Here is a 26910-nt window from a genome sequence, read left to right on the forward strand (position 1 = left end):
GGACCGTCGTGATCCGCTTGCCGAGGCGAGGAAGCAACGGCCGTGCCAGCCCCTGTGACACGGATTTCCCGCCTCGGGGGAGGATGAGCCTAGCTTTTGAAACTGAACAGGGCGTCAGCGGCGCTTTTTGTGGACTGCTTGCCGTCCAGGGCGGTGCGGGAGCGGTCGATTTCGGACTGGAGCGTCTCGATCCGCTCCTTCAGCTCCTCGACCCCGAACAGGGTCAGGTCCTCGCGCGTCAGGGCCAGCAGGGCCGCGCCGCGCGAGGGGCGGGGCTCGTTCTCGTCGAACAAAGTCATGGCGTCCCTCCCGGTGGGCCTGGACCGGCCGAACCCCTATCTAGGCCCCCGAACGCCCGAAATTTCAAGGTCCGAGCCATGCGCGCCATTCTGATCGACCCCGCCACCGACGGTCCCGAGGCGCTGGTGCTCGGCGAACGGCCCGATCCCACGCCGGGACCGGGTCAGGTGCTGATCCGGGTCGAGGCGGCCGGGGTGAACCGGCCGGACGTGCTGCAGAGGCGCGGGCTCTACGCCCCGCCGCCGGGGGCCAGCGATGTGCCGGGGCTGGAGGTCGCGGGCGAAATCGCGGCGGTCGGCGAGAGCGTGGCGCGCTGGTCGGTCGGCGACCGGGTCTGCGCCCTGTTGCCCGGCGGCGGCTATGCGGAACTGGCGGTGGCCGACGAGGGCAGCTGCCTGCCCATTCCTGACGTCGTCGATGCGGTGCAGGCGGCGGGTCTGCCGGAGACGGTGATGACCGTCTTCGCCAATGTGTTCGAGGCGGGCGGGTTGAAGGCCGGCGAGACCCTGCTGGTCCACGGCGCCACCAGCGGCATCGGGGTGACGGCGATCCAGATGGCCAGGGCGGCGGGCGCGCGGGTGATCGCCACCTCGCGCGGGGCGGACAAGGCCGAGGCGGCGCGGGCGCTGGGCGCGGATGTCGCCATCGACGCGAGCGCCGAGGACTGGGCCGAGGCGGTGGTCGCGGCCGGCGGCGCCGACGTGGCGCTGGACATGGTCGGGGCGGCCTATGCGGCCGGGCATGCGCGGGCCCTGAAGCCCGGCGGGCGCTGGGTGGTGATCGCCACCCAGGCGGGGGCGCGCGCCGAGATCGACCTGATGCAGGTGATGCTGAAGCGGCTGGTGCTGACCGGCTCGACCCTGAGAAGCCGGCCGGTCGAAGAGAAGGCGCGGCTGGCGCGAGCGGTCGAGGCGACGGTGTGGCCATGGGTCATCGACGGCCGGGTCAGGCCGCCGATCGAGACGGTCCTGCCGCTGGATCAGGCCGCCGAGGCCCACCGGCGGATGGAGGCAGGCGGGCATGTGGGCAAGATCGTGCTGGCGGTGTGACCGAGCGTCAGACCGATCATTCAGGCTCAAGGGTCCACGTCCGACCTAACCGGTCGCAGCCGCCGTTCCGCATGACTTCGGCCACCGCTGGAAGGATCGGGTCGAGCTCGGTGGCCGATGGAGCCCGTGCGGTCAGGATGCGATCGGCGTAAAATTCTCGGGGCGCCATTCCCAGATGACCATAGCTTCCAGGCGTGACCGTCATCCAGCCTTCGACCCTGACTCTTGAAAGGCCGATGCCACACGTCAGGGGCTTGCTCATTTCAACGGCGGCTCTGAGATCGCGGCCCCCGCGGCTCATGAGACCCTCGGTTTGCGCGAAGGACGCGCCCCTAATCGGCTCTCCGTCCGGCAGAAAGTCCGCTGTTTCAAAGGTGGTTATGATCAAACCCGTGAGCGCTTCTCTCTCTCCGAGCACGACGCACCCCAGCGCATCCACATCGACATTTGGCGGCCGCGACAGGTTCGGCAGGCCGGCCTGGCAAAGGGCCCCGATCATTCCGGGGCGATTCACCTGATGCCAAGTCGCCAAACCGCTCGCCATCAGGGCGAGGGTCATGGCCGTCGTCAGCGCGACGGCGCGGCGGGTCACGGGGTCAGGGTCTCGACGCCGCTGTCCGTTCCGATGATGGCTTCGTCGGCGAGGTCGAGGAACAGGCCGTGCTCCACCACGCCGGTGATCAGCTTCAGGTCGTCGGCGAGGCGCGCCGGATCGTGGATGGCGCCGCAGCGGGCGTCGTAGATGACATTGCCGCCGTCGGTTCTCACGATCCCCCGATCGGCCTGACGCAGGCGGGCGGGCTGGGAGATGTCGTGGTCGGACAGGACATCGGCGATGCGGTTGCCGGTGGTCTTGTGGCCGAAGGCGACGACCTCGATCGGCAGTGGGAAGGCGCCGAGCGTCGTCACGACCTTGGCCGCGTCGGCGATGACCAGGCAGCGGTCCGACGCCTCCCACACCAGCTTCTCGCGAAGCAACGCCGCGCCGCCGCCCTTGATCAGGGCCAGCCCAGGCCCGACCTCGTCGGCGCCGTCGACGGTCAGGTCGATGCGCGAGACGTCCTCAAGCGTGGTCAGGGGCAGGCCCAGAGAACGGGCGAGGTCGGCGGTGGCCTCCGACGTCGGGACGCAGCGCAGGTTGGAGAGGTTGCGCGCCGCCAGCGCCTTGACGAACCACGCGGCGGTCGAACCGGTGCCGAGGCCCACGATCATGCCGGCCTCGACGCGCAGGGCGGCGGCCTCGCCGGCGCGTTGCTTCTGAATGTCGCTCATGCCTTGGCGGCCTTCTTCGCCCGCATCCGCTCCATGAAGCGGGCGGCCCATCCCGGTCGCGCCTGCTGGGGGGCGCGGGCCAGGGCCAGGTCGCCGGGGGCCACGTCCGAGGTCACCACCGAGCCGGAGCCGATCATGGCCCCGGCCCCCACCGTCACCGGCGCGACCAGGGAGGAGTTGGAGCCGACGAAGGCCCCCGCCTCGACCACCGTCCTGTGTTTGAAGAAGCCGTCATAGTTGCAGAAGATGGTCCCGGCGCCGATGTTGGCGCCCGCCCCGACCTCGCCGTCGCCCAGATAGGCCAGGTGGTTGGCCTTGGCGCCCCTGGCCATGGCGACATTCTTCACCTCGACGAAATTGCCGACCTTCACGCCTTCGGCCAGTTTCGCGCCGGGGCGCAGGCGGGCGTAGGGGCCGACCTCGGCGCCGGAGGCGACGGTCGCGCCCTCCAGATGGGAGAAGGCGCGGATGCGGGCGCCGCCCTCGACCACGACGCCGGGGCCGAAGACGACATAGGGTTCGATCACCGCGCCGGAGCCTACTTTCGTGTCCCAGCTGAGATGGACGGTGTCGGGGGCGGGCATGGTGACGCCGGCCTCGAGCAGGGCGCCGCGCTGGACCGACTGGAACAGGGCCTCGGCCTGGGCGAGTTCCGCTTGGGCATTGACGCCCATGACGGCGTCCTCGTTCGCCGTGGCGGTGCGGGCGGCGAGACCGCGGCCGCGCGCCAGGCCGACCACGTCGGTCAGATAGTATTCGCCCTTGGCGTTCTCGTTGGTCACGTCGTCGAGCAGGGAGAACAACAGCTCGGCCTCGGCGGCCAGAACGCCGGAGTTGCACAGGGTCAGGGCCAGCTGTTCGGGCGTCGCCTCCTTGGCCTCGACGATGGCCTCCAGTCCGCCGTCGGAACCCAGCACCAGACGGCCGTAGGCGGCGGGGTCGCGGGCCTCGAACCCCAGCACGGCCAGGCCCTCGCCCGCCGCCACGGGCTCGATGTCGCGGGCCTTGAGCAGGGGCACGTCGCCATAGGTGACGACGACGCGGCCGGTGAAGCCGGCGAGGGCCTGACGCGCCGCCAGGACGGCGTGGCCGGTGCCGAGCGGCGGATCCTGAACGGCCACGGCGGCTTCGCCCAGGCGTTTGACGACATGGGCGCGGACCTCGGGCGAATGGTCGCCGACGACCACAACGATGCGCTCACAGCCCAGCGCCTCGGCGGCCTCGATGGCGTGGTCCAGCATGGCGCGGCCGCCGACCCGGTGAAGCACCTTGGGGACCGGAGAGCGCATGCGCGTCCCCTGTCCGGCGGCGAGGATGACGGCGGCGCGGGGCGTGGTGCTCATGGCCATTCCCTAGCGCGGCGGGAGGCGACGGGAAACCTGTCGATGCGCGGGCGCTGGCCCCCGCGCGCACAAGGGGTTAGCAATCGGGTCAGTCAGCAGGAGCGTATGCGCATGGCCGCGGTCACCCTTTCGGGCGTCAGGAAGAGCTTCGGACCGGTCCAGGTCATCAAGGGCGTCGATCTGGAAGTCGCCGACGGCGAGTTCGTGGTCTTCGTCGGCCCGTCCGGCTGCGGCAAGTCGACCCTGCTGCGCATGATCGCCGGGCTAGAGGAGGTCACGGCCGGGACGGTGGCGATCGGCGGCAAGGTCATGAACGATCAGGAGCCGGCCGAGCGCGGCATCGCCATGGTGTTCCAGTCCTACGCCCTCTATCCGCACATGACGGTGGCCGAGAACATGGCCTTCGCCCTCAAGCTGGCCAAGGCGGACAAGGCCGAGACGACGCGGCGGGTGAAGGCGGCGGCCGAGGTGCTGAACATCGCCCACCTGCTGGACCGCAAGCCCAAGGCGTTGTCGGGCGGCCAGCGCCAGCGCGTGGCCATCGGCCGGGCCATTGTGCGCGAGCCCGAGGTCTTCCTGTTCGACGAACCGCTGTCGAACCTGGATGCGGCGCTGCGGGTGCGGATGCGCTACGAGTTCGCCGGGCTGCACCAGCGGCTGAAGACGACCATGATCTATGTGACCCACGACCAGGTCGAGGCCATGACCCTGGCCGACCGGATCGTGGTGCTGAACGGCGGGGTGATCGAACAGGTCGGGGCGCCGATGGATCTGTATGAGAACCCGGCCAATCTGTTCGTCGCCGAATTCATCGGCAGCCCCAAGATGAACTTGATCCCCGGCGAGATCGTCGAGGCCGGCGCGCGCGGCGCGACCGTGCGGCTGGACTCCGGCGAGACGCTGAAGGCGGCCGTCGATGCGTCATCGGCCCGGCCGGGCGAGGCCGTGACCGTGGGTGTGCGGCCCGAACATCTGTCAACCACGGGCGCGGGCGGTCAGCTGCCGGTCACGGCGTCCTTCGTCGAGAGCCTGGGCAACGCCACCTATGCCTATGTGGCGCGCGAGGGACGCGACGAGACCCTGACGGTGCAGCTGCCGGGTGAGGTCAGGCCCGCCGCCGGCGACGCCCTTACCCTGCACGCGCCGGCCGACAAGACCTATCTGTTCGACGCGGAGGGCCGCGCCTTTGGCCGGCTGGAGAGCCGGAAGATGGCGGCCTGATCTAGCCGCCGATCGAGATCGCCTCGCGGTTGCGATCCATGGCCAGGCGGTCGCGCGGCAGGGCTTCGGGACAGTGGTCACGCATGAAGGCCAGCATGCCCTCGCGGATCTCGCAGCGGAGGTCGAAGGCGACGCCGGCGTTCTTGGCGCTGGCCAGCATGCGCACCTGAGCGACCCGCTCCATTACATCCGTGACCTGCAGGGTGATGACGTCGCCGTCCCAGTGCGGCGAAGCGCGGACGATGGCCTCGAACCCCTCGCGCAGCCGGTCAATCGGCGCTTCGTAGTCGACATAGAGGAAGGCCGAGCCCATCAGGCGAGTGTTCTCGCGCGTCCAGTTCTGGAAGGGCGTGGTGATGAAATAGCTGAGCGGCAGGATCATCCTGCGCCAGTCCCACAGGCGGACCACCACATAGGTCGAGGTGATCTCCTCGATGTTGCCGAACTCGCCCTCGACGATCACCGCGTCGTCGATGCGGATCGGCTGGGCGGTGGCGATCTGAACGCCGGCGATCAGGTTGGTCAGGAAGGGCTGGAGCGCCAGGCCGGCGATGATGCCGACGACCCCCGCAGAGGCCAGCAGGCTGAGGCCCCACTGGCGGACCTCGGGGATGGTCAGCAGCGCCAGGCCCAGGGTGATGACGCCGATCAGCAGAGCCGCGACGCGCTGAAGAATGCGCGTCTGGGTGACGTGCTTCCGGGCGATCAGATTGTCCTCGGTCTCCATGTTGAAGCGGCGCAGATAGACCACGGCCCACATGTCGACCGCCCCCACCAGCATCCAGCCGAGGGTCAGAACCAGCAGGAACAGCAGGGTCTGGCGAATCCACAGCGACGGATCGGGGTCCAGCGGCGAGACGGTGACGGCCAGGCCCAGCGCCAGGATCATCACCACGATCCGGACCTTTAGCCGCGCCCGGCTGACGATGCCGCGCCAGAAGACGTCCCGCTTGCGCACCGCGAAGGTCAGCAGGGCGAAGACGATCTGGTTGGCCGCCCAGCCGACGAAGACGAAGACCGCCACGATGGTCGATATGACCACCCACTCGGGCAGCCAGTAGAACTCGCGCCACAGGCGGAAGACCTCGCGGGTCAGATCGGTGACGAAGGCGGGCATGGCGGCGTTTGTAGCGCCTCACAGGCCGAGGCGAAACGGCCAAGCCTGCGCGTCAGCCGCTCAGCACCCCACGGTCGCCTCGACCAGATCGGCCAGGGCGGCGGCGGCGTGGGGCAGACCGACGGCATGGGCGGCGGTGGCCCGGCGGGTCAGCGCCTCGGGGTCGGCCAGCCAGTCGGCGAGCACGGCCGAGAGCCGCTCCGGCGTCAGCTCACGCTCGGGGATCACGGCGGCGGCGTCGACATCGGTCAGCAGGCGGGCGTTCAGGGTCTGGTGGTCGTCGGTGGCGATGGCCAGGGGGATCAGGACAGCGGGCCGCCCGGCGATGGCCAGCTCGGCGCAGGTCGAGGCGCCGGCGCGGCCGATGACAAGGTGTGTGCGCGCCAGACGCTCGGCCATGTCGGCGAAGAAGGGCTGGACCTCGGCCTGGATGCCCGCGTCGGCATAGACAGCCTGGGCCGCCTCGACGCCCTCGGGCCGCGACTGCTGGGCGACGCGCAGGCGGGCGCGCAGCGGCTCCGGCAGGTCGGCGAGGGCGCGCGGCGCGGTCTCGGCCAGGATGCGGGCGCCCTGGCTGCCGCCGGTGACGAGAAGCTCGATCGGCCCGCCGGCCTTCGGCGTCGGATAGGGTGTCTCGTACAACGCGCGGATCGCGGGACGCACCGGGATGCCGACCACGCGGGCGTCTCGCTTCACCCGGGCGGAGGCGCGCTCCAGCGTCGGGAAGGCCGAGGCGACGGCGTCGACGCGCGACGCCAGCAAACGGTTGGTGCGGCCAAGGACGGCGTTCTGTTCGTGAATGGCGGTGGGAAGGCCCTGGCTGATCGCCGCCAGCAGGGCGGGCGCCGAGGGATAGCCGCCGAAGCCGACGACGATGTCCGGGTTCAGGCGATTGAAGGCTGACCGCGCCTGTCGGACGCCGCCGAGGATGGCCGCCCCGGCCTTGACCAGAGCCACGGCGCCCGAGCCGGTGGCGGCGTTGAGGGCCAGGTGCTCCTCGGCCGGGAAGGTCGCGGCATACGCCTCGCCGCGCTTGTCGGTGGCCAGGACGATGCGCCAGCCGCGATCGGCCAGCTCGCGGGCCAGGGCCTCGGCCGGAAACATGTGCCCGCCGGTGCCGCCGGCGGCCAAAACGCAGAGACGTGAGGTCATGGGCGCTGTGTGCCCGAGATGGCCGGTGGCCGCTAGACCACCCCGCGCCTCAGGTGCGCGCCGGGTTCATAGGCGCCGGGGCGTTTGCGGGTCAGGGCCAGCGCGAGCCCCATGGTCAGCCCCATGGCCAGCATGGAGGAGCCGCCATAGCTGACGAAGGGCAGGGTCATGCCCTTGGTCGGGATCAGGTTCAGATTGACCGCGATGTTGATCGAGGCCTGCAGGCCGATCAGCAGGAACAGCCCCGCCGCCGCCGTCTGTTCGAACGGATCGTTCAGCCGCATCGCCTTGCCCAGGCCGCGCAATACGATGAAGCCATAGAGCGCGATGATGACCAGGCTGAGCATCAGGCCGAACTCCTCGGCCGCGACGGAATAGATGAAGTCGGTGTGCAGGTCGGGGACGTAGCGTTTCATCACCCCCTCCCCCACCCCGCGGCCGACCAGGCCGCCGGCGCGGATGGCCTCCGACGCGCGGTCGATCTGGTGGGTGTCGGTGCTCTCGGGCGACAGGAAGCGGCTGAGGCGGTCGCGCATGTGGCCGAAGGTGAAATACAGCGACACCAGTCCCGCCATGGCCACGGTGGCGATGCCGGCCATCCATTTCAGCGGCACCCCGGCCATGAAGAAGACCGCCATGAAGATGGTGGTGATCAGCAGGGTCTGGCCGATATCGGGCTGGATCAGCAGCAGGCCGACGGTCAGGGCCCACACGCCAAACGCAATGGAGACGCCGGGCACGCCCTGGCCCTTCTGCGTCTCGGCGAACATCCAGCTGGCGAAGACGATCAGGGCCGGCTTGGCGAACTCACTGGGCTGCAGGCTGAAGGGGCCGAGATTGATCCAGCGCGCGGCGCCCTTCACCTCGTCGCCGATGAAGGGCAGGGCCATCATCACCAGGATCGAACAGCCCAGCGCCAGCACGGCCAGGCGCCGCACCCCCTTGGGCGAGAAGACCGAAATCACCAGCATGGCGACCAGGCCGGCGCCCGAGAACACCATCATCCGCCACGAATAGTAGAAGGGGTCGGTGATCGCCTCGGTGGCGTTGATCGCCGCCGGGCTGGAGGCGAAGGACAGGGCCACGCCGATGAAGATCAGCAGACAGGCCGCGCCCAGCAGGCCCCGGTCGATGGTCCACCACCAGCGGGCGATCAGCGACTGATCGTTGCGCGAGAAGGCCGGGGTATAGGCCGGGGCGTGGTGGGAGCGGTCGGTCATGGCCGGACCTCCGGCGGGGCGGCGCCCAAGGACAGGACGGCGGCGCGGAAAGCCTCGCCGCGCGCCTCGAAGTCGGGAAACTGGTCGAAACTGGCGGCGGCGGGCGAGAGCAGCACCACCTCGTCGCGGCCGGTCGCGGCGGCAGCCTTGGCGGCGGCGGCCACGGCGGAGGCCATGTCGCCGCTGACGCGGTGGGGGGTCTCTCCGAGCGCGGCGGCGAAGGGTCCGGCCGCCTCGCCGATCAGGAAGGCCTCGGTGACGCGCGGAAACAGGTCGGCCAGGTCGTCGATGCCGCCCGCCTTGGCGCGGCCTCCGGCGATCCAGAAGATGCGGTCGTAAGAGGATAGGGCCTGGCGTGCGGCGTCGGCGTTGGTGGCCTTGGAGTCGTTGATGAAGCGGACGCGGCCGAGGGTCCCGACATGCTCCATGCGATGGGCCAGGCCGGGGAAGGATAGCAGCCCCGCAACCGCATCCTCGTGCGATACGCCGAGTGCGGTAGCGGCGGCATAGGCGAAGGCGGCGTTCTGGGCGTTGTGGCGACCGGGGAGAGAGCGGGCGCTCGTTGTGTCGAACAACCGGCTATCGGCTGGCGGAGGCCAGGTTGGGCCCGAAACCAATTCGGTCACATCAATAACCGAAGGCCCTGATGCCCAGAGATACGATTTCACGAACTCGACCGTGGTCGGCCCGTGCACGCTAGTCGAAACGGCGATGATGTTACGACGCTGCAGGGTGGCGAGGTCTCTGGCAATGGCCACGTCGAAGCCACCGTCCACCCCAACTAGAGCCAGCGCCTTCGGGCCCTGCGATTGGAAAATCCTCGCCTTGGCCGCGACATAGCCCGCCATGTCGCCATGCCGGTCGAGGTGATCCGGCGAGATGTTGGTCAGGGTGGCGACATCGGGGGCGAAACTGGTGGTCAGGTCCAGCTGGTAGCTGGAGCATTCGATCACATAGACGGCGTCCGGCGTGGGCGCCGGCAGGGCCAGGACGCCGATGCCGATGTTGCCGCCGACGTGGACGGTCATGCCCGCCTGTTTCAGCACCCAGCCAATCAAGGCGGTGGTGGTGGACTTGCCGTTGGTGCCGGTGATGCCGATCACCTTTGGGCGGGCGTCGTCCGGCAGGGCGGCGAGGGCGCGGGCGAACAGTTCCAGGTCGCCGATGATTTCGACGCCCGCTTCGCGCGCTCGATCCACGGTCCAGTGCGGCGCCGGGTGGGTCAGGGGGGCGCCGGGCGAAAGGACCAGGGCCGCGAAGCCCGACCAGTCGGCGGTGGTCAGGTCGCGGAGTTCGAATCCCTCGGCCTCGGCCTGCATCCGGCTGGAGACGCTGTCGTCCCAGAGCACGGGGTTCGCCCCGCCGGCCCTGAGCGCGCGCGCCGCCGTCAGGCCGGACCGTCCCAGGCCGAAGACGGCGACCGTCTGTCCTTCAAAGCCGGGGACGGGGATCATCTAGCGCAGCTTCAACGTGCTGAGCCCGACCAGGGCCAGCAAGGCCGCCACGATCCAGAAGCGGATGACCACGGTGGATTCCGGCCAGCCCATCTTTTCGAAATGGTGGTGGATCGGGGCCATCAGGAAGATGCGCTTTCCGGTCATCTTGAAATAGGCGACCTGGATCATCACCGAGGCGGCCTCGATCACGAACAGGCCGCCGACGATGCCCAGCACCAGTTCGTGCTTGGTGGCCACCGCCATGGCGCCCAGCGCGCCGCCCAGGGCCAGGGAGCCCGTGTCGCCCATGAAGATCTTGGCCGGCGGGGCGTTGTACCAGAGAAAGCCCATGCCCCCGCCGATGATGGCGGCGCAGAAGATGGCCAGCTCGCCCGCGCCCGGCACATGGTGGACCTGGAGATATTCCGAGAACAGGAAGTTGCCGACCAGGTAGCTGATCACCCCGAAGGCGGCGGCGGCCATCATCACCGGCACGATGGCCAGGCCGTCGAGGCCGTCGGTCAGGTTCACCGCATTGGAGAAGCCGACGATGGTGAAGGCGGCGAAGGCCACATAGAACCAGCCGACGTTCAGCAGCACCGCCTTGAAGAAGGGGAAGGCGATCGACGTCTCCAGCCCAGGCGAGGTCGGCGAGACGGTCATCCACAGAACGGTCAGCACGCCCGCGACCACGGCGACCACGACCTGGGCCAGCAGCTTCTGCTTCGAGGTCAGGCCCGCCGAGGTCTGTTTCGACACCTTGGCGTAGTCGTCGATGAAGCCCAGCACCCCGAAGGCGGCGGTCACCAGCGACACGATCCAGATGTAGGGATTGGTCAGGTCGGCCCAGAGAAACACGCCCGCGCCGATGCCCGCCAGGATCATCAGCCCGCCCATGGTGGGCGTGCCCACCTTGGACAGGTGCGTCACCGGCCCGTCGTCGCGGATCGGCTGGCCCCGCCCCTGTTTCGCCCGCATCCAGTTGATGAAGCGGCTGCCCATCGCCACGGCGACGATCATGGCGGTGACCATGGCCAGCCCGACCCTGACCGTCTGGTACTGGATCAGGTTGAGCAGCGGATAGCCCGAGGCGATGTCGGCGAAATACAGGTAGAGCAGGTAGAACATTATGCGTTCCCTATCGCGGCTCGCGCGGCGAGCCGCTGCTTGAGGGAGGGGTGTCGGCGTCGAGGGCGGCTAAGGCCTTGGCGACCAGCGAGGCCTTGGAGCCGTTCGAGCCCTTGACCATGACGACGTCGCCGGGGCGGATCAGGTGCGCGGCCTGGGCGGCGAGTTCGGCGGCGGTTTCGGTCCAGAGACCGCGCCGGTCAGGCGGCAGGGCGTCGTGCAGCGCCTTCATGCGTGGGCCGGCGGTGTGGACGAGATCGATGTTCGCCTCGGCGATGGGGCCGGCCAAGCCCTGATGCAATTCGGTCGAGCGCTCGCCGAGCTCCAGCATGTCGCTAAGCACGACCACGCGGCGGGTGCCCTGGGGCACGGGGCGACGGCCCAGGGTCAGAAAGCCGGCCGTCATCGACAGCGGATTGGCGTTGTAGCTTTCGTCGATCAGGGTAAAGGCGCCGCCGGGGATCGCCACCTGACGCGTCTCGCCCCGCCCGGCCAGGGGCGAGAAGGCCGCCAGCGCCGCCTGGGCGGTGTCCAGCGGCACCTCCAGCGCCTCCAGCATCAGGGCGACGCACAGGCTGTTCATCGCCCAATGCGCGCCGGTCTGGATCAGCGGGAATTCGATGGATCGGCCGTCGATCTCGGCGGAGACCACCGCGCCGCCCTCGGTCACGCGGTGGCCGGTCAGGCGGGCGCGGGCCGACAGATGGCGACCGAAGCCCCAGACCTCTGCCTTCCTCGCCTCGGCCGCCGCGACCTGAACCTCGGTCCAGGGCGTATCGAGGTTGATAACGGCGACGCCGCCCGGCGACAGGCCCTCGAAGATCGCCGCCTTCTCGGCCGCGATGCCGGCCTCGCCGTCGGAAAAGCCCTCGACATGGACCGGGCCGATGGTGGTGACGCAGGCGGCGTGGGGCTGGACCATGCGGGACAGCGGCGCGATCTCGCCGGGCGCGTTCATGCCGATCTCGAAGACCGCCCGCTCGGTTCCGCGCGGGGTGCGGGCCAGCGTCAGGGGCACGCCGATGTGGTTGTTGTAGCTCTTGATCGAGGCATGGGCGGGTCCGGCCAGATCGAACCCGGCCTTGATCGCCTGGGTCACGCTGGTCTTGCCGACCGAGCCGGTGACGGCGCCCCGCAGATGAGCCCGGGTGCGGGCCGTGGCGCCGAGGGCCTCCAAGCCCTTGAGAGTGTCGGCGACCACCACCTGGGGGCCGCCCTCGACCGCGTGATCGACCAGGGCGCCCGCCGCGCCGGCGGCGAAGGCCTGCCCCGCGAAGTCGTGGCCGTCGCGCGCGCCCTTCAGCGCCAGGAACAGCTGATCCGGCCCGATTTCGCGGCTGTCATAGGTCAGGCCGGAGACGGCGAAATCGTCACCGATGAGCCGCCCGCCCGTCGCGGCGGCGATCTCCGCCCCGGTCCAGAGCGGCTTGGTCGCGGTCATCACTGGGCGTCCTTCAGGGCCTCGGCGGCTTCGGTCGCGTCGTCGAAGGGGTAGGTGATTCCCCCGACGATCTGGCCCTGTTCATGCCCTTTTCCGGCGACGACCACCACATCCCCGTCGCCCATCATGGCGATGGCCTCGCGGATGGCGGCGCGGCGGTCGCCGATCTCGATCAGACCGCCGCGATTCTGGACGCCGGCCAGGACCTCGGCGCGGATGGCGGCGGGGTCCTCGGAACGGGGATTGTCGTCGGTCAGGATGGCGATATCGGCCATGGAGGCGGCGATCTGGCCCATGATCGGACGCTTGCCCCTGTCGCGGTCACCGCCACAGCCGAACACGACGATCAACCGACCGGCGGCGTGGGGGCGCAGGGCCTGGAGCACCGTCTGCAGACCGTCGGGGGTGTGGGCGTAGTCGACATAGACCTCGCCTCGCCCGCTTCCCGGCACCCGCTCCATGCGTCCGCGCGCGCCCTGCAGGCTCTCCAGGGCGCCGACCACGGCCTCGGCGTCCTCGCCTCCGGCAATGCACAGACCGGCGGCCACCAGGGCGTTGGAGGCCTGAAAGGCGCCGGCCAGCGGCAGCAGCACCTCGACCGTCCGGCCGCGCAGATCGAGCGTCAGGCGCTGACCCTCGGGCGTGGCCCGCCGTTCGATCAGGGTCAGGTCGCGGCCCCGCTCGCCCACACCCACGATCGACAGGCCGGCCATGATGCTGGCGGCGGCGAAGCGCGAATAGGAACCGCTGTCGGCGTTCAGCACCGCCGTGCGGCCGCGCGGCAGGAGGGTGTCGAACAGCCGGAGCTTGGCCGCCTGATAGGCGTCCATCGAGCCGTGGTAGTCGAGGTGGTCCTGGGTCAGGTTGGTGAAGGCGGCGGCCTTGAGCTGCACCCCGTCGATGCGACGCTGATCGACGCCGTGGGACGAGGCCTCGAGGCATAGGTGGGTGACGCCCCGCCCCGCCAGATCGGCCAGGACGCGCGCGTTGTCGGCGGCGTCGAGACTGGTCAGGCCCGGCCCCGTCAATGATTGATTAACGTTACCCGTCTGGGTGATGACGCCGAGCGTCCCCATGCTGGCCGACGACCTCCCGAGAGTGGCCCAGATCTGGCGGCAGAAGGAGGCGACCGAGGTCTTGCCGTTGGTGCCGGTGACGGCGACGCAGACCTTGGGCTGGGCGCCGTGGAAGCCGTGGGCGGCCAGGGCGTAGGATCGCCGCACATCCAGGGAGGTGACCAGCACCGGCGCCGTGCCCTCGGCGGTATCCTGGGGCGCCAGCACCGCGGCGGCGCCCTGGGACAGGGCTTGGGGGATGAAGGCGCGGCCGTCGGACTGCGCGCCCGGCAGGGCGGCGAACAGGGCGCCGGGACCGACCCGGCGGCTGTCGGCGGTGACGTCGGTGATCACCGGATCGGAGGCCACGTCCCGCTTCAGCAGGTCGGACAGGCGCACGCCCGTTTCGCGCGTGATGGCGACGGCGCTCATTGGGCCGCCTCAGTCAGATCTTCGGGCTGGGGAATCTTCTCGCCCGTGGCGGTGCGCCAGCGGTCGGCGGCGCGCTCCACGCCCAGGAAGCCGGCCGAGCGGTCGATCACCCGGCCCACCGCCGGGGCGGCGACGAAGCCGCCGGTCCGCGGATAGTTCGCCGGCTCGTCCATCAGGATGAAGACGACATAGCGGGGGGTGTCGGCCGGACCGTCGGTCGGGAAGACCCCGGCAAAGGAACCCAGGGCGTGGACCGAGCTGTAGCGGCCGTTGACCAGCTTGTTGGCCGAACCGGTCTTGCCGCCGACGCGCAGGCCCGGCGCGTCGGCGCGGCCGCCCGACCCCTTGATCACATTGGCGCGCATCAGTTGCAGGATGGTGGCCGAGGTCTGGGCGCTGACGGCGCGGCGGCGTCCACCCTGTTGGCCGCCCTTCCTCAGCGACAGCGGCACGAACTCGCCGCCGTTGACCAAGGCGCCCGTGGCGGCCACGGCCTGAAGCGGCGTGGCCATCAGGCCGTAGCCGAAGGACAGAGAGGCCAGGGTGGTGTCGGTCCAGTTGCGCGGGGTGACCGGCGCAGCGGATTCCTTGAGTTCCACCGGCGTTGCGTCCAGCAGGCCGAGGTTCTGGAAATAGCGGCGCATGACCGCCGGGCCCATCTCCACCGCCAGGCGCGAGGTGCCGATGTTGGAGGAGTGGATGAACACCTCCTCCAGGGTCATGATCCGGTTCTGGGCGTGGAAATCGCGGATCGAGCGGCTGCCGATCTTGAGCGGGTCCGAGGCGTCGAAGGTGGTGGCAAGGTCGGCGTAGCCCGCGTCCAGACCCGCCGCGACGGTGAAGCTCTTGAACACCGAGCCCATCTCGTAGTGGGCGGCGGCGGCGCGGTTCATGCGGGCGTCCATCGACGCCGAGCGGTCGTTGGGGTCGAACTCGGGATAGCTGGCCAGGGCCAGGATCTCGCCGGTGTTGGCGTTGGTGACGATGCCGACGGCGCCTTTGACCGCGTTCTCAACGGCGGCCGCGCGCAGCTCGTTCTCCAGCACGCCCTGGACGCGCAGGTCGATCGACAGGGCGAACGGTTCACCCATGCGGCCCGCCGCGCGGATGTCGGCGTCGAAGGCGGCCTCGGCCCCGGAAAGACCCTTGCCGCCGGTCTCGGTCAGGCCGATCACATGCGCCGCCGAAGGGCCCAGCGGATAGACGCGGCGATCCTCGGGCTCGAAGCTGATCCCGCCGAGCGCCAGGGCGTGGACGCGGGCCTTTTCCTGGGGAGTCAGGCCGCCCATGACCATGGCGCGGCGGTCACCGTAGAGAACGCGCTGCAGGCGGCTGTCGGACAGCTTCGGCAGGGCGCGCTTCAGCTGCGTCTTGGCCAGTTCACGGTCCCAGACCTCGGCCGGATCGATGAACAGGCCGTGGTGCTCGATGTTGGAGGCCAGAAGGTGGCCGTTGCGATCGACCAGGTCGGCACGCGACACCGCGCCCGGCGACCCGACGCCGAAGGTCGGGGCCTCGCCCCGGAACAGGGCGGAGTTCACCGCTCCGGCCGATAGTGCGACGAACAGGGCGCCGAAGACGATGCGGATCAGGAAGATGCGGACGCGGGTGTCCTCCTCGGCCCGACCGGCGGCCTTGGCGCGCTGGAAACTGTGCTCCAGCGACAGGATCAGCCGCGACACCCAGCGGAAGGACGGGGCGACGACCCGGGGCGTTTCGCGCAGAGGCTGGTGGCTCATGGGCGCGCCTCCGTGACCGCGCGCGCAGCGGCCGTCGCCGCCGTGGCGGCGGGCGTGGCGGCCGCATCGACAGCGGCGGGCGACGGCGCGGGCTCATTCGCCGGGGCCAGGGTCTCGATCTGGCCGACCGAGGCGCGCTGTTCGACATTGACGGGTTGGAGGCCGGCCTGGCGCGAGAGGCTCTCCAGACGGTCGGGGCGCTCGAGTCGAGCGATCTCGGCGCGCAGCAGACGCACCCGCTCGGCGTCGTCGGCGATTTCGGCCTCTAGCGACGCAATCTGGCGGTTTTCGCGGTCGGCGGCGGCCTTGGTGACATAGACCGAAAAGATCAGGGCGCACGCGATCACCGCGCCGAAAATCTCGACGACCCGAACGCCGCGCAGCTTCCAGTCGAACAGGCGCTTGAGCGCGGTCATGCGGCCGCCCTCCAGACGGGGGCGTCGGTGCGCCGCGCGGCCCTCAGCTTGGCGGAGCGCGCGCGGGGATTCGAGGCGCGTTCCGCCTCACCCGCCTCGCGCGCGCCTTTGAACAACAGCTCGAACGACGGCTGACGCGCTTCGACGATCTGGGGCGCGTGGCGCGATCCGGCGGGCGTGTTTCCTGAACGCTCGGCCAGGAACGCCTTGACGATCCGGTCCTCCAGCGAATGGAAGGTGACGACGGCCAGCCGACCGCCGGGCGCCAGGGCCGCCTCGGCGGCCTCGAGCCCGGCGCGCAGCTCGCCCAGCTCGTCGTTCACGGCGATGCGCAGCGCCTGGAAGGTTCGGGTGGCCGGGTGGATGGCGGCGCCGCGGCGGCCGCCCAAGGCCTTCTCCACCACCTCGGCGAGGTCGAGGGTGCGCGCGAACGGCCGCTCGGCGCGGCGGCGCAGGATGGCGGTGGCGACACGGCCCGACTGCCGCTCCTCGCCATAGAGCTTGAGAATGTGGGCCAGCGGCCCGTGCTCCCAGCCGTTGACGATGTCGGCGGCGCTCTCGCCTTCCGAGGACATCCGCATGTCCAGCGGCCCGTCGCGCATGAAGGAGAAGCCGCGCTCGGCCTGGTCCAGCTGCATCGAAGAGACGCCGATGTCGAACACGGCGCCGTCCAGGCGCGGCAGGCCGGTGGACGCGAAGGCCTCGGCCAGACCGGAAAAGGGGGTGCGGACCAGACGGAAGCGGTTGGGGAAATCGCGGGCCACGGCCTCCGCGTGGGGTTCGACGGTCGGATCGCGATCCAGGGCGACGACCTCGACCCCGGCCTGAAGCAGGGCTCGGGTGTAGCCGCCGGCGCCGAAGGTGGCGTCGATCATCACCTGGCCGGGCGCGGGGGCCAGAGCCTCGACGACCTCGGCCAGCAGGACGGGGGCGTGAGGCGCGCTCATGCGCCGCCCCCGATCACGGCCCGGCGCATCTCGGCGTAGCGGGCCCGGCCCTCGTTGGCGAGACGGCGCTGCTCGGTGCGGTGGGCGGTCCAGCGCTCGCGGTTCCAGATCTGGAACCTCTCACCAACCCCGTAGATGACCACGGTGTCGTCCAGTCCCATTTCCCGGCACAGCATCTCCGGCAGGACGATGCGGCCGCCTGCGTCATAGGTCAGGGAGCGCAGCTCGCCATAGACCGAGGCCTCCAGCGCCGAACGGTAGGGGTCGCCGAACGGCAGGCCTTCGATCACCGCGCGATATTCGCCGAACAGTTTGTCGCCGCCCGCTTCCAGGCAATCGGCCTCGATCGAGGGGAAAACGAAGACGCCGTGCTGGGCGCCCAGCTCGGCCGAGCGGAACTCCTGAGGAATCAGGAGACGGCGCTTGCCGTCCAGCTGCTTCTCATAGGTTCCGGAAAACAAGGTTCAGCCCACTCGGGCCGCGAGGCCCGTCCCTGATCGTCACGCACCGAAGGCGTCGACACTCACCCCACCCATCGACTTGAATGGGATAGCATGGGCTCAGATGGGCGACAATGGGATTGATTGACACCTTTTAACCAAATTCGGGCCGTGACGACCGCGCAACACAGTCAAAACCATGAACAAAGCTGGAACATCGCAAGTATTCACAGGCTGTGGACAGCATGGCCGCCCAGCTTCCGCCGGAATAGTTAACGTTAGAGAGAGGGCCAGACGGCCTGTAAGCCGGGTTCTGTTCCGCCCGAAGGCGGCGACGATCATTCCTCTGGACCGGCCCTTGCGGACCGGTTCTCGCGACCAACCCGGACGCCTCGGGCGGTGAACCCTGCGAAGCGAGCTTCGCGCGACGTCCCTATTCGGTCTTGCTCCAGGCGGGGCTTGCCATGCCGGTCGCGTTGCCGAGACCGCGGTGGGCTCTTACCCCACCCTTTCACCCTTACCCCGGCCGAAGCCCGGGCGGTTTGCTTTCTGTGGCGCTGTCCCTCGGGTCGCCCCGGGCGGAAGTTATCCGCCGCCTCTTCACCGTGGAGCCCGGACTTTCCTCGACGAGACCGAAATCCCGCCGCGACCGCCCGGCCGTCTGGCGGGGCGACAGATGGGCTGGAAGGCGAGATTGGTCAAGCACGCTCGACCGCGCCGCGTGCTCGCCCCATGGTGTGGCGCCGCTGTCGGAGGAGCCATGCTGACATCCTTGAACGACGTGTTCCGTCGCAAGCCCGCCTGGGTGAAGCGGGAAATCTCCCGACCTGAGGCCGCGATTTTGGCGCGGCGGATCCGAGCGACCGGGGCCGTGCGGGGCGCGGAGGTCGGGGTGGCGTCGGGCTTCTCCTCGGCAGTCCTGATCGCGGCCATGGCGGCCAATGCCGGCGAGACGAACCTGCACAGTTTCGACACGGCCGAGCGATGCTATTTCGACCCCGGCCGGGCGACGGGGCAGGCGGTCGCGGAAATTCACGGCGACACAACCGGCTTTCACCTGACCACCGGGGCCTCGACGGCGGCGATCGAGGCCCAGCCGCCCCTCGACTTCCTCTTCATCGACGGCAGCCACGCCACGCCCTGGCCGGCCTTCGACGTGCTGTCGCTGGGACGGTTCCTCAAGCCCGGCGGCTGGATCGCCCTGGACGATGTGGAGATGACCTTCCAGCCGCGCTGGCGGCAGGGCGGCAAGAACGGGGCGCGAGATCTCTATCGGGCCTGGACCGGACCCAAGACCCGCTACGAAGGTGCGACAGGCCTGGCGATCCTCGACCAACCGACGCCGGAGCGGATCGCCGACAGCGTGATCGCCAGCTTGGCCCCGGACTGGGATGTGGCCATTCCACCGCGCGCCTTGGAGCGATTCACGACCATCGGCGCCCATTACGGCGCCGCGATGCGGCAGCGGCTGGCCGAGACGATCCGGGATCGATCTGGATCATATGGAGCCTGGAAACCCACGGAGCCCGAACCGGGCGGATTGACCCTGCCCGACTGAACCGCGTCAGTTCAGCACGCCCGTGACACTCTCGACTTGGGCCAGCTGGAGCAGGCCGACGAGGCGGGCGCGGGTTTCGCCGTCGGCGACGCCGTCCACCTGTTCGGGCCGCCAGTGGCGCTGGAAGGCCTCCACCGTCAGGCGGGTGTCGTCGTCGTAGTCGCCACCGGGCATGAGGCCGTAGCCGAGGCGGTGCAGGGCCGAGCGCAGGACGACGACGCCCAGACCCTCGTCGCCCGGCCCCAGCGGCTGGCCCAGGGCGGCGATGCGCTCGGGGGCAGGCTCAAACCACAGGCCGTGGCCGGCCTCGGCCAGGCGTTTCCAGGGAAAGCGCTCGCCGGGATCGGTCTTGCGGTGGGGCGCGGTGTCGGAGTGGCCGACGATGCGGGCGTCGGGCACGGACCAGCGTGTGCGGATGTCGGCGACCAGGGCCGTCACTGTGGCGATCTGGGCCTCGGGGAAATCGCGATAGCCCCACTCGTGGCCGGGATTGACGATCTCGATGCCGATGGAGACGGCGTTGACGTCGGTTTCTCCCTGCCAGGCCCCCTGCCCCGCGTGCCAGGCGCGGCGCTCCTCGGGCACCAGCTGGAACAGCCGGCCGTCCTCCTCGACGAGGTAGTGGGACGACACGCGCGCCTCGGGATCACGCAGGCGCTCAAGGGCGGCCTCGCCCGTCTGCATGCCGGTGTAGTGGAGGAGGATCAGGTCGGGGGGCGCGCGGCGCGCGTCGAAGTTCGGCGAGGGGGCCGCGATCAGCTCCAGAGTCACGGGGTCAGCGGTCCTGCCGCTCCCAGCCGTAGGTCACCCAGGTGTCGCCGACCTTCCTGGCCTCGATGACGCCCTCGGCCGCCACGGGGCGGGGACGCAGCGAGCGGCGGGCGCGAAGAGCGATCCCGCCCAGGAAGACCACCACGCCCGCGACCACCGCGATCAGCGCCACGGCCGCAGCGGTGAAGATGGCCAGCATGGCGCCGACGGTCACGGCCACGCCGGCGGCGATCAGACCGCCCAGCCAGGCCAGCGGCGCGAGCAGGCCGGCGCCGCGCGGAGAGCTGGATCCAGTCAGGCGGTCGGTGTCGGGCATGCGGATAACCTTTCCAGCGTCTTAACGCCTCAACGCCAATGTCGGCTTCGCGTCGTCGATCGTCAATCCGTGGCGCGACGTCGCAGTTCCCGTCGATCACCCAAGCGGCTGGTCGGCCAGGACCGAGGCGCCGCCGGCGCGCGCGCGCTCGGTGCGGATGCGCGACAGCACGGCCTGGGCGTCGGGATCACGGGTCACCGCGCCGATGGCGACCAGCGCCTGGGCCGCCTCGCCCGAGACGCCGAACACCTCGGACAAGGCCTCGAAGGCCGACTGCGGCTTGGGGAAGCGCTTGAAGCGGACGTCGGCGTCGGCGTCGATCCCGGCCAGCTGCTTGGCGCGGGCCACGGCCTCGAACAGGCCGCCGATCTCGTCGACCAGACCCAGGCGACGCGCCTGGGCGCCGGTCCAGACCCGGCCGCGGGCGACCTCGTGGACCTGGTCCCGCGTCATGTCACGACCGGTGGAGACCCGGGTCAGGAACTGGGCGTAGATGGCGTCCATATTGCCGGAGAAGGCCTGACGCTGGGCGTCGGTGAATGGCTGGTCGACCGAGAAGGCGTCGGCGTAGGGACCGCCGACCGCGATGTGGCGCATGTCGACGCCGAAGCGGGCCAAAGCCTCGTCGAACACGAACTTGCCGCCGAACACGCCGATCGAGCCGGTCAGGGTCGAAGGCTGGGCGACGATGGCCGAGGCCTCGGCGCTGATCCAGTAGCCGCCGGACGCGGCATAGTCGCCCATCGACACCACCACCGGCTTGTTCGCCGCCTTGGCGGCGCGGACGGCGGTCAGGATCTGTTCGGACGCCTCGGGCGAGCCGCCGGGCGAGGAGACGCGGAAGACGATGGCTTTGACCGCGTCGTCCTCAATGGCGTCGTAGATGGCCTCGGCGGTGTCGTCCGAGGCGATCATGGAGCCGCCGCCGAACGGGTCGGCCGAGGTGCGGCCGGTGACGATGGCCCCCTCCCCGCCGACGATGGCGATGGCGTCCGAGCCGGAGCCGGCGCGCTCGCCGACGACCGAGGCGTAGTCGTGGAATTCGAGGATCTCGGCGTTGTCGCCGGCCCGCTCCAGCAGGGAGGCCTCGACGGCCTCGGCCTCGCCGATCTGGTCGATCAGGCCCAGCTGGCGGGCTTCCTCGGCGGAATGGGGACCGGACTCCAGGGCGGCGCGCAGGGCCGGCGCCTCCATCTCGCGACCAACGGCGGCGGCCGCGATCGAGGCGTTGTAGATGGAGCTCATCCAGGCGGTCTGGGCCTGGCGGTGGGCCTCGGTGTAGTCGCTCTGGGTGAAGGTGTTGACGGCGTTCTTGAACTCATAGCGCTGCTCGAACTCCGGCTGGACGCCGTAGCGGTCAAAGGCGCGGCCCAGGAAGAATTCGTCGATCGACAGGCCGGTGGCCCCCAGCTGGGCCGTGGACGACATCCACAGCTCGCCCGCCGAAGCGCCCAGCATATAGGTCGAGACCGAGGCGCCGATCGGATACAGGCCCTGGCTGTGGGCGACGATCGGCTTGCCCGACGCCTCGAAGCGGTCGACGGCCTGGCGCAGCTCGTCTGCGGCGGCGGGGCTCATGCCCATTTCCGGCAGGCGGATCAGCACGGCCTTGATGCGGTCGTCGTCCTCGGCCTGATCCAGGGTCTCGACGATGTTCAGCACCGACAGACCGCCACCGCCGAGCGCCGCGAAGGGATTGGTTGGGGCCTGATCCGTCAGCCCCTGACGCAGGTCGATCTCCAGCACCGACCGCGCGGGCACGCCGGTATCGCTGGACGCCGAGGCGGCGACGGAGACGATCAGCAGGATCGGCAGGACCACGAAAAAGAGCATCAGCCCGGCGAAGACGCCGGCGATGGTGAGGAAGAACTGCTTCATGGACCCCGGTCAGGCGAAGGAATGACGGCGCCAGATGGCCGTTCCTGTGAGCATAGGGGGCCGGACGGGACCGCACAAATGACGGCGGCGTAACCTTTTCGCCGATCCGGTGTGCAATCTTTCTCAATCGTAACTTGCCCCGCGCGCCGCGAGCCGACAGCCTTGGGGTTCGATCCAGGGGGACCGTCATGCTGTCGATCAAGAATCTCGTCCACGTTTATGGCAACGGCACACGCGCCCTCGACGACGTGAGCCTGGAGGTGCCGCGCGGCATGTATGGCCTGCTGGGGCCGAACGGCGCGGGCAAGTCGACCCTGATGCGGTCGGTCGCCACCCTGCAGACGCCGACTTCGGGCTCGATCGAGTTCGACGGCATCGACGTGATCAAGGAGCCGGAGAAGCTGCGCCGCACGCTGGGCTACCTGCCCCAGGATTTCGGTGTCTATCCGCGCGTCTCGGCCTACGACATGCTGGACCATATGGCGGTGCTGAAGGGCGTGGCCGGTCACAAGGACCGCAAGGAAACGGTCGAGACCCTGCTGAACCAGACCAATCTCTGGTCGGTGCGCAAGAAGGCGCTGGCGGGCTTCTCGGGCGGCATGCGCCAGCGCTTCGGCATCGCCCAGGCCCTGATCGGCAACCCCCGCTTGATCATCGTCGACGAGCCCACGGCGGGCCTGGACCCGGAAGAGCGCAACCGCTTCCTCAACCTGCTGGCCGAGATCGGCGAACAGGTGGTGATCATCCTGTCGACCCACATCGTCGAGGACGTGGCCGACCTGTGCCCCAAGATGGCCGTGCTGGCCGGCGGCAAGATCCAGCTGGAGGGCGCGCCGGGCGAACTGATGCGCCGTCTGGACGGCCGGGTGTGGAAGAAGACCATCCCCTCCGAACAGCTGGAGGATCACCGTGAGCGCTACGAGGTCATCTCGACCCGGCTGTTCGCCGGCAAGACGGTCATCCACGTGCTGGCCGACACCTCGCCGGGCCTCGGCTTCGAGCCGGTCCCGGGCGGGCTCGAGGACGTGTACTTCTCGACCCTGAGCGCCTCGCGCCGCCAGGCCGCGTAAGGGGCCGGACGCATGTTCTTCAAGATCGCGGCCTTCGAGTTCCGCTACCAGCTGAAACAACCGGCCTTTTGGGTCATCTGCATCCTGTTCGGCCTGATGGGCTTCGGCCTGATCGCGGCCAGCGAGAACATCAGCCTGGGCGGCGGCGGCAACACCCACGTCAACGCCCCCTATGCGATCTCGGTCGCGAACCAGGTCTTCAACGTCTTCTTCATGCTGGCGACGGCGGCGATCGTCGCCAATGCGGTGGCGCGTGACACCCAGACCGGCTTCGGCCCCCTGATCCACGCCACCCGCATCTCCAAGTTCGACTATGTCTATGGCCGCTTCTTCGGCGCCTTCGCCGTGGCGGCCCTGGCCTATCTGTCCATCAGCCTGGGCATGATGCTGGGCACGGTGATGCCGTGGGTGGATTCGGAGACGCTGGGGGCGTTCCGGCCGTTAGATTATCTCTACGCCTATGGCGTGTTCGGCCTGACGGGGCTGTTCTTCACCTCCTCGGTGCTGTTCGCCCTGGCCACGGCCACCCGTTCCATGATGGCGACCTATGTCGGCGTCGTCGGCCTGATCATCGCCTATCTGATCGCCGGCGGGACGCTGGGCTCGCGGCCCGAGCTGATCGACATCTCGGCCTGGGTCGAGCCGTTCGGCAGCGCCGCCTATGGCCTGGTCAGCCGCTACTGGACGCCCGAGGAGCGCAACACGCTGAACCCCGAACTGGTCGGGGTGCTGCTGTATAACCGTCTGCTTTGGACCGGCATCGGCCTGGTGTTCCTGGCCGGCGCCTACGCCCTGTTCTCACCCTCGGCGCGCGGCGCCAAGGCCAAAAAGGAAGACAAGCTCAGGAAGATGGCCGAGACGGCGCCCAAGGCCGCGCCCGTCGCCGTCCGCAGCGCCCGCCTGCCCGACACCCGCCACGATCTGAAGACGGCCTGGGCCCAGCTGACCGCGCGGACCCGGTTCGAGATGGCCCTGATCTTCAGGAGCCCGGCCTATCTGGTGCTGATCCTGCTGGGCGCCGCCTTCGCCTTCGCCAATCTGGTGTTCTCGGGCGAGGTCTATGGCACGCCATCCATTCCTGTGACGCGAGCAGTGATCGGCACGCTGGAGGGCGCGTTCGGCCTGATCACCGTCATCATCGCCATCTACTACGCCGGCGAGCTGGTCTGGCGGGACCGCGACCGCAAGGTCCACGAGATCGTCGACGCCTCCTCGGCGCCCGACTGGACCTTCCTGCTTCCCAAGACCTTGGCCCTGGCCCTGGTCCTGGCCTCGACCCTGATCGTGGCGATGATCGCCGGGATCATCTGGCAGACCATTCGCGGCAACTTCGACTATCAGCTGGGCCAGTACCTGTACTGGTACGTTTGGCGTCAGACGATCAGCATGTCGCTGCTGGCGGCCCTGGCGATCTTCATCCAGGCGATGTCTCCCAACAAGTTCGTCGGCTGGGCGCTGATGGTGGTCTATCTGATCGCCACGATCGTCTTGGGCAATCTCGGCTTCGACCACTACCTCTATAATTACGGGGTCGGGCCGGGGGTGCCGCTGTCGGACCTGAACGGAGCGGGTGACTTCATCGGCTTCGAGGCGGTGACCAATGCCTATTGGGGCGCCTTTGCGATCCTGCTGCTGGTGGTCACCTTCGCCCTGTGGCGGCGAGGGACCGAGACGCGGTTCAAGCCTCGTCTGAAGCGCGCGCCGCAGCGCCTGAAGGGACCGGCCGGGGTCATCGCCGGCCTGGCCCTGGTGGCCTTCGTCGGCCTCGGCGCCTTTGTCTTCGTCAACACCAATGTCTGGAACGACTATCGCAGCCGCGACGACAGCGAACTGCGCCTGGCCAATATGGAAAAGGCGCTGCTGCAGTACGAAGACACGCCGCAGCCGGCGGTGGTCGACGTCACCCTGGACCTCGACCTCTATCCCCATGCGCCGCGGCTGGAGACCACCGGCCGTTATGTGATCCAGAACAAGACCGGCGCGCCGCTGCCGGCCGTCCACCTTCGCTGGATCGAGGACCTGGACGTCACCCGACTGGACGTCCAGGGCGCGACCATCGAGCGGGAGTGGCCGGACTATCAGTACCGCATCTATCGCTTCGATCAGCCGATGCAGCCGGGCGAGCGCCGCACGATCGACTTCCAGACGGTGCGATCCCAGCGCGGGTTCACCAATGGCGGCAATCTAACCTCGATCGTCGACAACGGCACCTTCATCAACAACGGCGGCTTCGCTATCGACATCGGCATGGATCGCGGCGGCCTGCTGACCGATCGCACCAAGCGCCGCAAGTTCGGTCTGCCCGCCGAGCTGCGCATGCGTGACCTGAACGACCCCGAAGGGCTGACCGAGAACTACATCGGCGTCGACTGGGTGAACGCGGACATCACCCTGACCACCGATGCCGATCAGACGCCGATCGCGCCGGGCTACAAGGTGTCGGACGTGACCACCGGCGACCGTCGCACAGCCCGGTTCGTCACCGAGGCGCCGATCCTGCATTTCTTCTCGGTGCAGTCGGCCGACTACGACATCACCCGCGAGGTCCACGACGGGGTGGCTCTGGAAATCTATCACCACCCCGACCACGACCAGAACGTCCAGCGCATGATCGACGCGCTGAAGGCGGGGCTGGACTACATGCAGCCGGCGTTCGGCGACTATCAGTTCCGCCAGGCGCGGATCATCGAGTTCCCGGCCTATGCGTCCTTCGCCCAGGCCTTCGCGAACACCATGCCCTACTCCGAGGACATCGGCTTCATCGCCGACCTGAGGAATCCGGACAAGATCGACTACGTCAGCTTCGTCACCGCCCATGAGCTGGGCCACCAGTGGTGGGCGCACCAGATCGTCGGGGCCAATGTCCAGGGTGCGACGACGCTGTCGGAAACCCTGGCGGAGTATTCGGCCCTGATGGTGATGGAGAAGCTGTACGGCCCCGACCAGATTCGGCGGTTCCTGAAGTACGACCTGGACACCTATCTGCGCTCACGCGGGTCGGAGCGGCTGGGCGAGTTCCCGCTGGTCCGCGTCGAGGCCGGCCAGGGCTACATCCACTATCAGAAGGGCGGCCACGTCCTCTATCTGCTGCGCGACCAGCTGGGCGAGGAGGCGGTCAACGCCGCCCTGCGCTCTCTGCTGGAGGCGCACAAGTTCGGCGAGGCGCCCTATCCGCGCTCGGTCGACCTGATCGCGGCGATCCGGGCCCAGGCGCCGGCGTCGAAACAGGCGCTGATCACCGACCTGTTCGAACGCATCACCCTGTATGATGTGAAGGTGACCGAGGCCGAGGCGACCCGCCTGCCGAACGGCCGCTGGGACGTCGAACTGACGGTGGAGGCGCGGAAACTCTATGCCGATGCGCAGGGCGTGGAAACCGAGGCGCCGCTGAACGAAACCATGGAGATCGGCCTGTTCACCGCCGAGCCGGGCCGCGGCGTATTCGATCAGGAAGATGTCATCCTGATGGAGCGCCGCCCGATCCGCAGCGGGACCCAGACCTTCCGCTTCGTCACCAGCCAGGAGCCGAAGTTCGGCGGGGTCGACCCCTACAACAAGTGGATTGATCGCAACTCTGACGACAACGTCGAAGCGATCGGCTGAGGCTGC

The 26910-nt window shown here is 69.3% G+C and carries 23 protein-coding genes and 1 other RNA gene; 5 read left to right on the plus strand and 19 right to left on the minus strand.

Features of this window, described 5'->3' with window-relative positions:
* Positions 1-89 precede the first annotated feature (89 nt).
* On the minus strand, positions 90-299 hold the full coding sequence (locus EES48_RS08515; RefSeq protein ID WP_122465956.1) for a DUF1192 domain-containing protein: 210 nt from the start codon (positions 297-299) through the stop codon (positions 90-92).
* A gap of 78 nt (positions 300-377) precedes the next feature.
* On the opposite strand from EES48_RS08515, the gene EES48_RS08520 reads away from it, so the two are divergent.
* On the plus strand, positions 378-1349 hold the full coding sequence (locus EES48_RS08520) for an NAD(P)H-quinone oxidoreductase (protein ID WP_122465957.1): 972 nt from the start codon (positions 378-380) through the stop codon (positions 1347-1349).
* 16 nt (positions 1350-1365) lie between these two features.
* Here EES48_RS08520 and EES48_RS08525 read toward each other — a convergent pair whose 3' ends face one another.
* Genes EES48_RS08525 through glmU form a run of 3 tightly spaced genes read right to left on the minus strand, consistent with a single transcriptional unit; the run spans position 1366 to position 3970 of the window.
* Positions 1366-1941 carry a hypothetical protein gene (locus EES48_RS08525; protein ID WP_122465958.1) on the minus strand — a complete coding sequence of 192 codons (576 nt, stop codon included), beginning with the start codon at positions 1939-1941 and terminating at the stop codon, positions 1366-1368.
* Positions 1938-2621 carry a ribose-5-phosphate isomerase RpiA gene (gene rpiA, locus EES48_RS08530; RefSeq protein ID WP_122465959.1) on the minus strand — a complete coding sequence of 228 codons (684 nt, stop codon included), beginning with the start codon at positions 2619-2621 and terminating at the stop codon, positions 1938-1940. Before rpiA ends, EES48_RS08525 begins: the two co-directional genes overlap by 4 nt.
* Positions 2618-3970 carry a bifunctional UDP-N-acetylglucosamine diphosphorylase/glucosamine-1-phosphate N-acetyltransferase GlmU gene (gene glmU / locus EES48_RS08535; protein WP_420807946.1) on the minus strand — a complete coding sequence of 451 codons (1353 nt, stop codon included), beginning with the start codon at positions 3968-3970 and terminating at the stop codon, positions 2618-2620. Before glmU ends, rpiA begins: the two co-directional genes overlap by 4 nt.
* Positions 3971-4075: 105 nt before the next feature.
* On the opposite strand from glmU, the gene EES48_RS08540 reads away from it, so the two are divergent.
* Positions 4076-5185, plus strand: coding sequence for an ABC transporter ATP-binding protein (locus tag EES48_RS08540; protein ID WP_122465960.1), 1110 nt, complete (start codon positions 4076-4078; stop codon positions 5183-5185).
* A 1-nt stretch (position 5186) separates the two neighbouring features.
* Here the strand turns inward: EES48_RS08540 and EES48_RS08545 are convergent, their stop codons facing one another.
* The 12 genes from EES48_RS08545 to rnpB form a co-directional block, all read right to left on the minus strand.
* Complete coding sequence (locus EES48_RS08545; protein WP_122465961.1) at positions 5187-6302, minus strand: mechanosensitive ion channel family protein; 1116 nt, start codon at positions 6300-6302, stop codon at positions 5187-5189.
* A 60-nt stretch (positions 6303-6362) separates the two neighbouring features.
* Positions 6363-7454, minus strand: coding sequence for an undecaprenyldiphospho-muramoylpentapeptide beta-N-acetylglucosaminyltransferase (gene murG, locus EES48_RS08550; RefSeq protein ID WP_122465962.1), 1092 nt, complete (start codon positions 7452-7454; stop codon positions 6363-6365).
* A 32-nt stretch (positions 7455-7486) separates the two neighbouring features.
* Positions 7487-8674, minus strand: coding sequence for a putative lipid II flippase FtsW (gene ftsW, locus EES48_RS08555; RefSeq protein ID WP_122465963.1), 1188 nt, complete (start codon positions 8672-8674; stop codon positions 7487-7489).
* On the minus strand, positions 8671-10128 hold the full coding sequence (gene murD / locus EES48_RS08560) for a UDP-N-acetylmuramoyl-L-alanine--D-glutamate ligase (protein ID WP_122465964.1): 1458 nt from the start codon (positions 10126-10128) through the stop codon (positions 8671-8673). The genes ftsW and murD overlap by 4 nt, the downstream gene beginning before the upstream one ends.
* A complete protein-coding gene (mraY, locus tag EES48_RS08565; RefSeq protein ID WP_122465965.1) occupies positions 10129-11238 on the minus strand; it encodes a phospho-N-acetylmuramoyl-pentapeptide-transferase in 1110 nt (369 codons plus the stop codon).
* Between the two features lie 10 nt (positions 11239-11248).
* Positions 11249-12679 (minus strand): UDP-N-acetylmuramoyl-tripeptide--D-alanyl-D-alanine ligase, encoded by a 1431-nt coding sequence (locus tag EES48_RS08570; protein WP_122465966.1) that lies wholly within the window; start codon positions 12677-12679, stop codon positions 11249-11251.
* On the minus strand, positions 12679-14166 hold the full coding sequence (locus tag EES48_RS08575) for a UDP-N-acetylmuramoyl-L-alanyl-D-glutamate--2,6-diaminopimelate ligase (protein WP_122465967.1): 1488 nt from the start codon (positions 14164-14166) through the stop codon (positions 12679-12681). The genes EES48_RS08570 and EES48_RS08575 overlap by 1 nt, the downstream gene beginning before the upstream one ends.
* The gene (locus EES48_RS08580) at positions 14163-15905 is read right to left on the minus strand and encodes a peptidoglycan D,D-transpeptidase FtsI family protein (RefSeq protein ID WP_122465968.1); all 1743 of its coding nucleotides are present in this window, start codon (positions 15903-15905) and stop codon (positions 14163-14165) included. Before EES48_RS08580 ends, EES48_RS08575 begins: the two co-directional genes overlap by 4 nt.
* The gene (gene ftsL / locus EES48_RS08585; RefSeq protein ID WP_122465969.1) at positions 15902-16321 is read right to left on the minus strand and encodes a cell division protein FtsL; all 420 of its coding nucleotides are present in this window, start codon (positions 16319-16321) and stop codon (positions 15902-15904) included. Before ftsL ends, EES48_RS08580 begins: the two co-directional genes overlap by 4 nt.
* Positions 16318-17268 carry a 16S rRNA (cytosine(1402)-N(4))-methyltransferase RsmH gene (gene rsmH, locus EES48_RS08590; RefSeq protein WP_122465970.1) on the minus strand — a complete coding sequence of 317 codons (951 nt, stop codon included), beginning with the start codon at positions 17266-17268 and terminating at the stop codon, positions 16318-16320. The genes ftsL and rsmH overlap by 4 nt, the downstream gene beginning before the upstream one ends.
* Positions 17265-17729 carry a division/cell wall cluster transcriptional repressor MraZ gene (locus EES48_RS08595; RefSeq protein ID WP_122465971.1) on the minus strand — a complete coding sequence of 155 codons (465 nt, stop codon included), beginning with the start codon at positions 17727-17729 and terminating at the stop codon, positions 17265-17267. Before EES48_RS08595 ends, rsmH begins: the two co-directional genes overlap by 4 nt.
* Before the next feature lie 265 nt (positions 17730-17994).
* An RNA gene (gene rnpB, locus EES48_RS08600) (RNase P RNA component class A) lies at positions 17995-18373 on the minus strand.
* 95 nt (positions 18374-18468) lie between these two features.
* On the opposite strand from rnpB, the gene EES48_RS08605 reads away from it, so the two are divergent.
* A complete protein-coding gene (locus EES48_RS08605; RefSeq protein ID WP_162998094.1) occupies positions 18469-19266 on the plus strand; it encodes a class I SAM-dependent methyltransferase in 798 nt (265 codons plus the stop codon).
* A gap of 6 nt (positions 19267-19272) precedes the next feature.
* Here the strand turns inward: EES48_RS08605 and EES48_RS08610 are convergent, their stop codons facing one another.
* The 3 genes from EES48_RS08610 to sppA form a co-directional block, all read right to left on the minus strand.
* On the minus strand, positions 19273-20037 hold the full coding sequence (locus tag EES48_RS08610) for a peptidoglycan recognition protein family protein (RefSeq protein WP_122465973.1): 765 nt from the start codon (positions 20035-20037) through the stop codon (positions 19273-19275).
* A gap of 4 nt (positions 20038-20041) precedes the next feature.
* A complete protein-coding gene (locus tag EES48_RS08615) occupies positions 20042-20353 on the minus strand; it encodes a hypothetical protein (RefSeq protein ID WP_122465974.1) in 312 nt (103 codons plus the stop codon).
* A gap of 96 nt (positions 20354-20449) precedes the next feature.
* Positions 20450-22231, minus strand: coding sequence for a signal peptide peptidase SppA (gene sppA, locus EES48_RS08620; protein WP_122465975.1), 1782 nt, complete (start codon positions 22229-22231; stop codon positions 20450-20452).
* A 188-nt stretch (positions 22232-22419) separates the two neighbouring features.
* Between sppA and EES48_RS08625 the strand changes: the two genes are divergently transcribed.
* Positions 22420-23301 carry an ABC transporter ATP-binding protein gene (locus EES48_RS08625; protein ID WP_122465976.1) on the plus strand — a complete coding sequence of 294 codons (882 nt, stop codon included), beginning with the start codon at positions 22420-22422 and terminating at the stop codon, positions 23299-23301.
* A 12-nt stretch (positions 23302-23313) separates the two neighbouring features.
* Positions 23314-26904 (plus strand): ABC transporter permease/M1 family aminopeptidase, encoded by a 3591-nt coding sequence (locus EES48_RS08630; protein ID WP_122465977.1) that lies wholly within the window; start codon positions 23314-23316, stop codon positions 26902-26904.
* Positions 26905-26910: the final 6 nt, after the last annotated feature.

The organism is Brevundimonas lutea (genome assembly GCF_003704105.1).
In the GTDB taxonomy this organism is placed as follows: domain Bacteria; phylum Pseudomonadota; class Alphaproteobacteria; order Caulobacterales; family Caulobacteraceae; genus Brevundimonas; species Brevundimonas lutea.

Excerpts from the sequence above, each read along its gene's own strand:
- EES48_RS08515 (WP_122465956.1), bottom strand. The coding sequence starts at position 299 with ATGACTTTGTTCGACGAGAACGAGCCCCGCCCCTCGCGCGGCGCGGCC.
- EES48_RS08520 (WP_122465957.1), top strand. The coding sequence starts at position 378 with ATGCGCGCCATTCTGATCGACCCCGCCACCGACGGTCCCGAGGCGCTG.
- rpiA (WP_122465959.1), bottom strand. The coding sequence starts at position 2,621 with ATGAGCGACATTCAGAAGCAACGCGCCGGCGAGGCCGCCGCCCTGCGC.
- glmU (WP_420807946.1), bottom strand. The coding sequence starts at position 3,970 with ATGGCCATGAGCACCACGCCCCGCGCCGCCGTCATCCTCGCCGCCGGA.
- EES48_RS08540 (WP_122465960.1), top strand. The coding sequence starts at position 4,076 with ATGGCCGCGGTCACCCTTTCGGGCGTCAGGAAGAGCTTCGGACCGGTC.
- EES48_RS08545 (WP_122465961.1), bottom strand. The coding sequence starts at position 6,302 with ATGCCCGCCTTCGTCACCGATCTGACCCGCGAGGTCTTCCGCCTGTGG.
- murG (WP_122465962.1), bottom strand. The coding sequence starts at position 7,454 with ATGACCTCACGTCTCTGCGTTTTGGCCGCCGGCGGCACCGGCGGGCAC.
- ftsW (WP_122465963.1), bottom strand. The coding sequence starts at position 8,674 with ATGACCGACCGCTCCCACCACGCCCCGGCCTATACCCCGGCCTTCTCG.
- murD (WP_122465964.1), bottom strand. The coding sequence starts at position 10,128 with ATGATCCCCGTCCCCGGCTTTGAAGGACAGACGGTCGCCGTCTTCGGC.
- mraY (WP_122465965.1), bottom strand. The coding sequence starts at position 11,238 with ATGTTCTACCTGCTCTACCTGTATTTCGCCGACATCGCCTCGGGCTAT.
- EES48_RS08570 (WP_122465966.1), bottom strand. The coding sequence starts at position 12,679 with ATGACCGCGACCAAGCCGCTCTGGACCGGGGCGGAGATCGCCGCCGCG.
- EES48_RS08575 (WP_122465967.1), bottom strand. The coding sequence starts at position 14,166 with ATGAGCGCCGTCGCCATCACGCGCGAAACGGGCGTGCGCCTGTCCGAC.
- EES48_RS08580 (WP_122465968.1), bottom strand. The coding sequence starts at position 15,905 with ATGAGCCACCAGCCTCTGCGCGAAACGCCCCGGGTCGTCGCCCCGTCC.
- ftsL (WP_122465969.1), bottom strand. The coding sequence starts at position 16,321 with ATGACCGCGCTCAAGCGCCTGTTCGACTGGAAGCTGCGCGGCGTTCGG.
- rsmH (WP_122465970.1), bottom strand. The coding sequence starts at position 17,268 with ATGAGCGCGCCTCACGCCCCCGTCCTGCTGGCCGAGGTCGTCGAGGCT.
- EES48_RS08605 (WP_162998094.1), top strand. The coding sequence starts at position 18,469 with ATGCTGACATCCTTGAACGACGTGTTCCGTCGCAAGCCCGCCTGGGTG.
- EES48_RS08615 (WP_122465974.1), bottom strand. The coding sequence starts at position 20,353 with ATGCCCGACACCGACCGCCTGACTGGATCCAGCTCTCCGCGCGGCGCC.
- sppA (WP_122465975.1), bottom strand. The coding sequence starts at position 22,231 with ATGAAGCAGTTCTTCCTCACCATCGCCGGCGTCTTCGCCGGGCTGATG.
- EES48_RS08625 (WP_122465976.1), top strand. The coding sequence starts at position 22,420 with ATGCTGTCGATCAAGAATCTCGTCCACGTTTATGGCAACGGCACACGC.
- EES48_RS08630 (WP_122465977.1), top strand. The coding sequence starts at position 23,314 with ATGTTCTTCAAGATCGCGGCCTTCGAGTTCCGCTACCAGCTGAAACAA.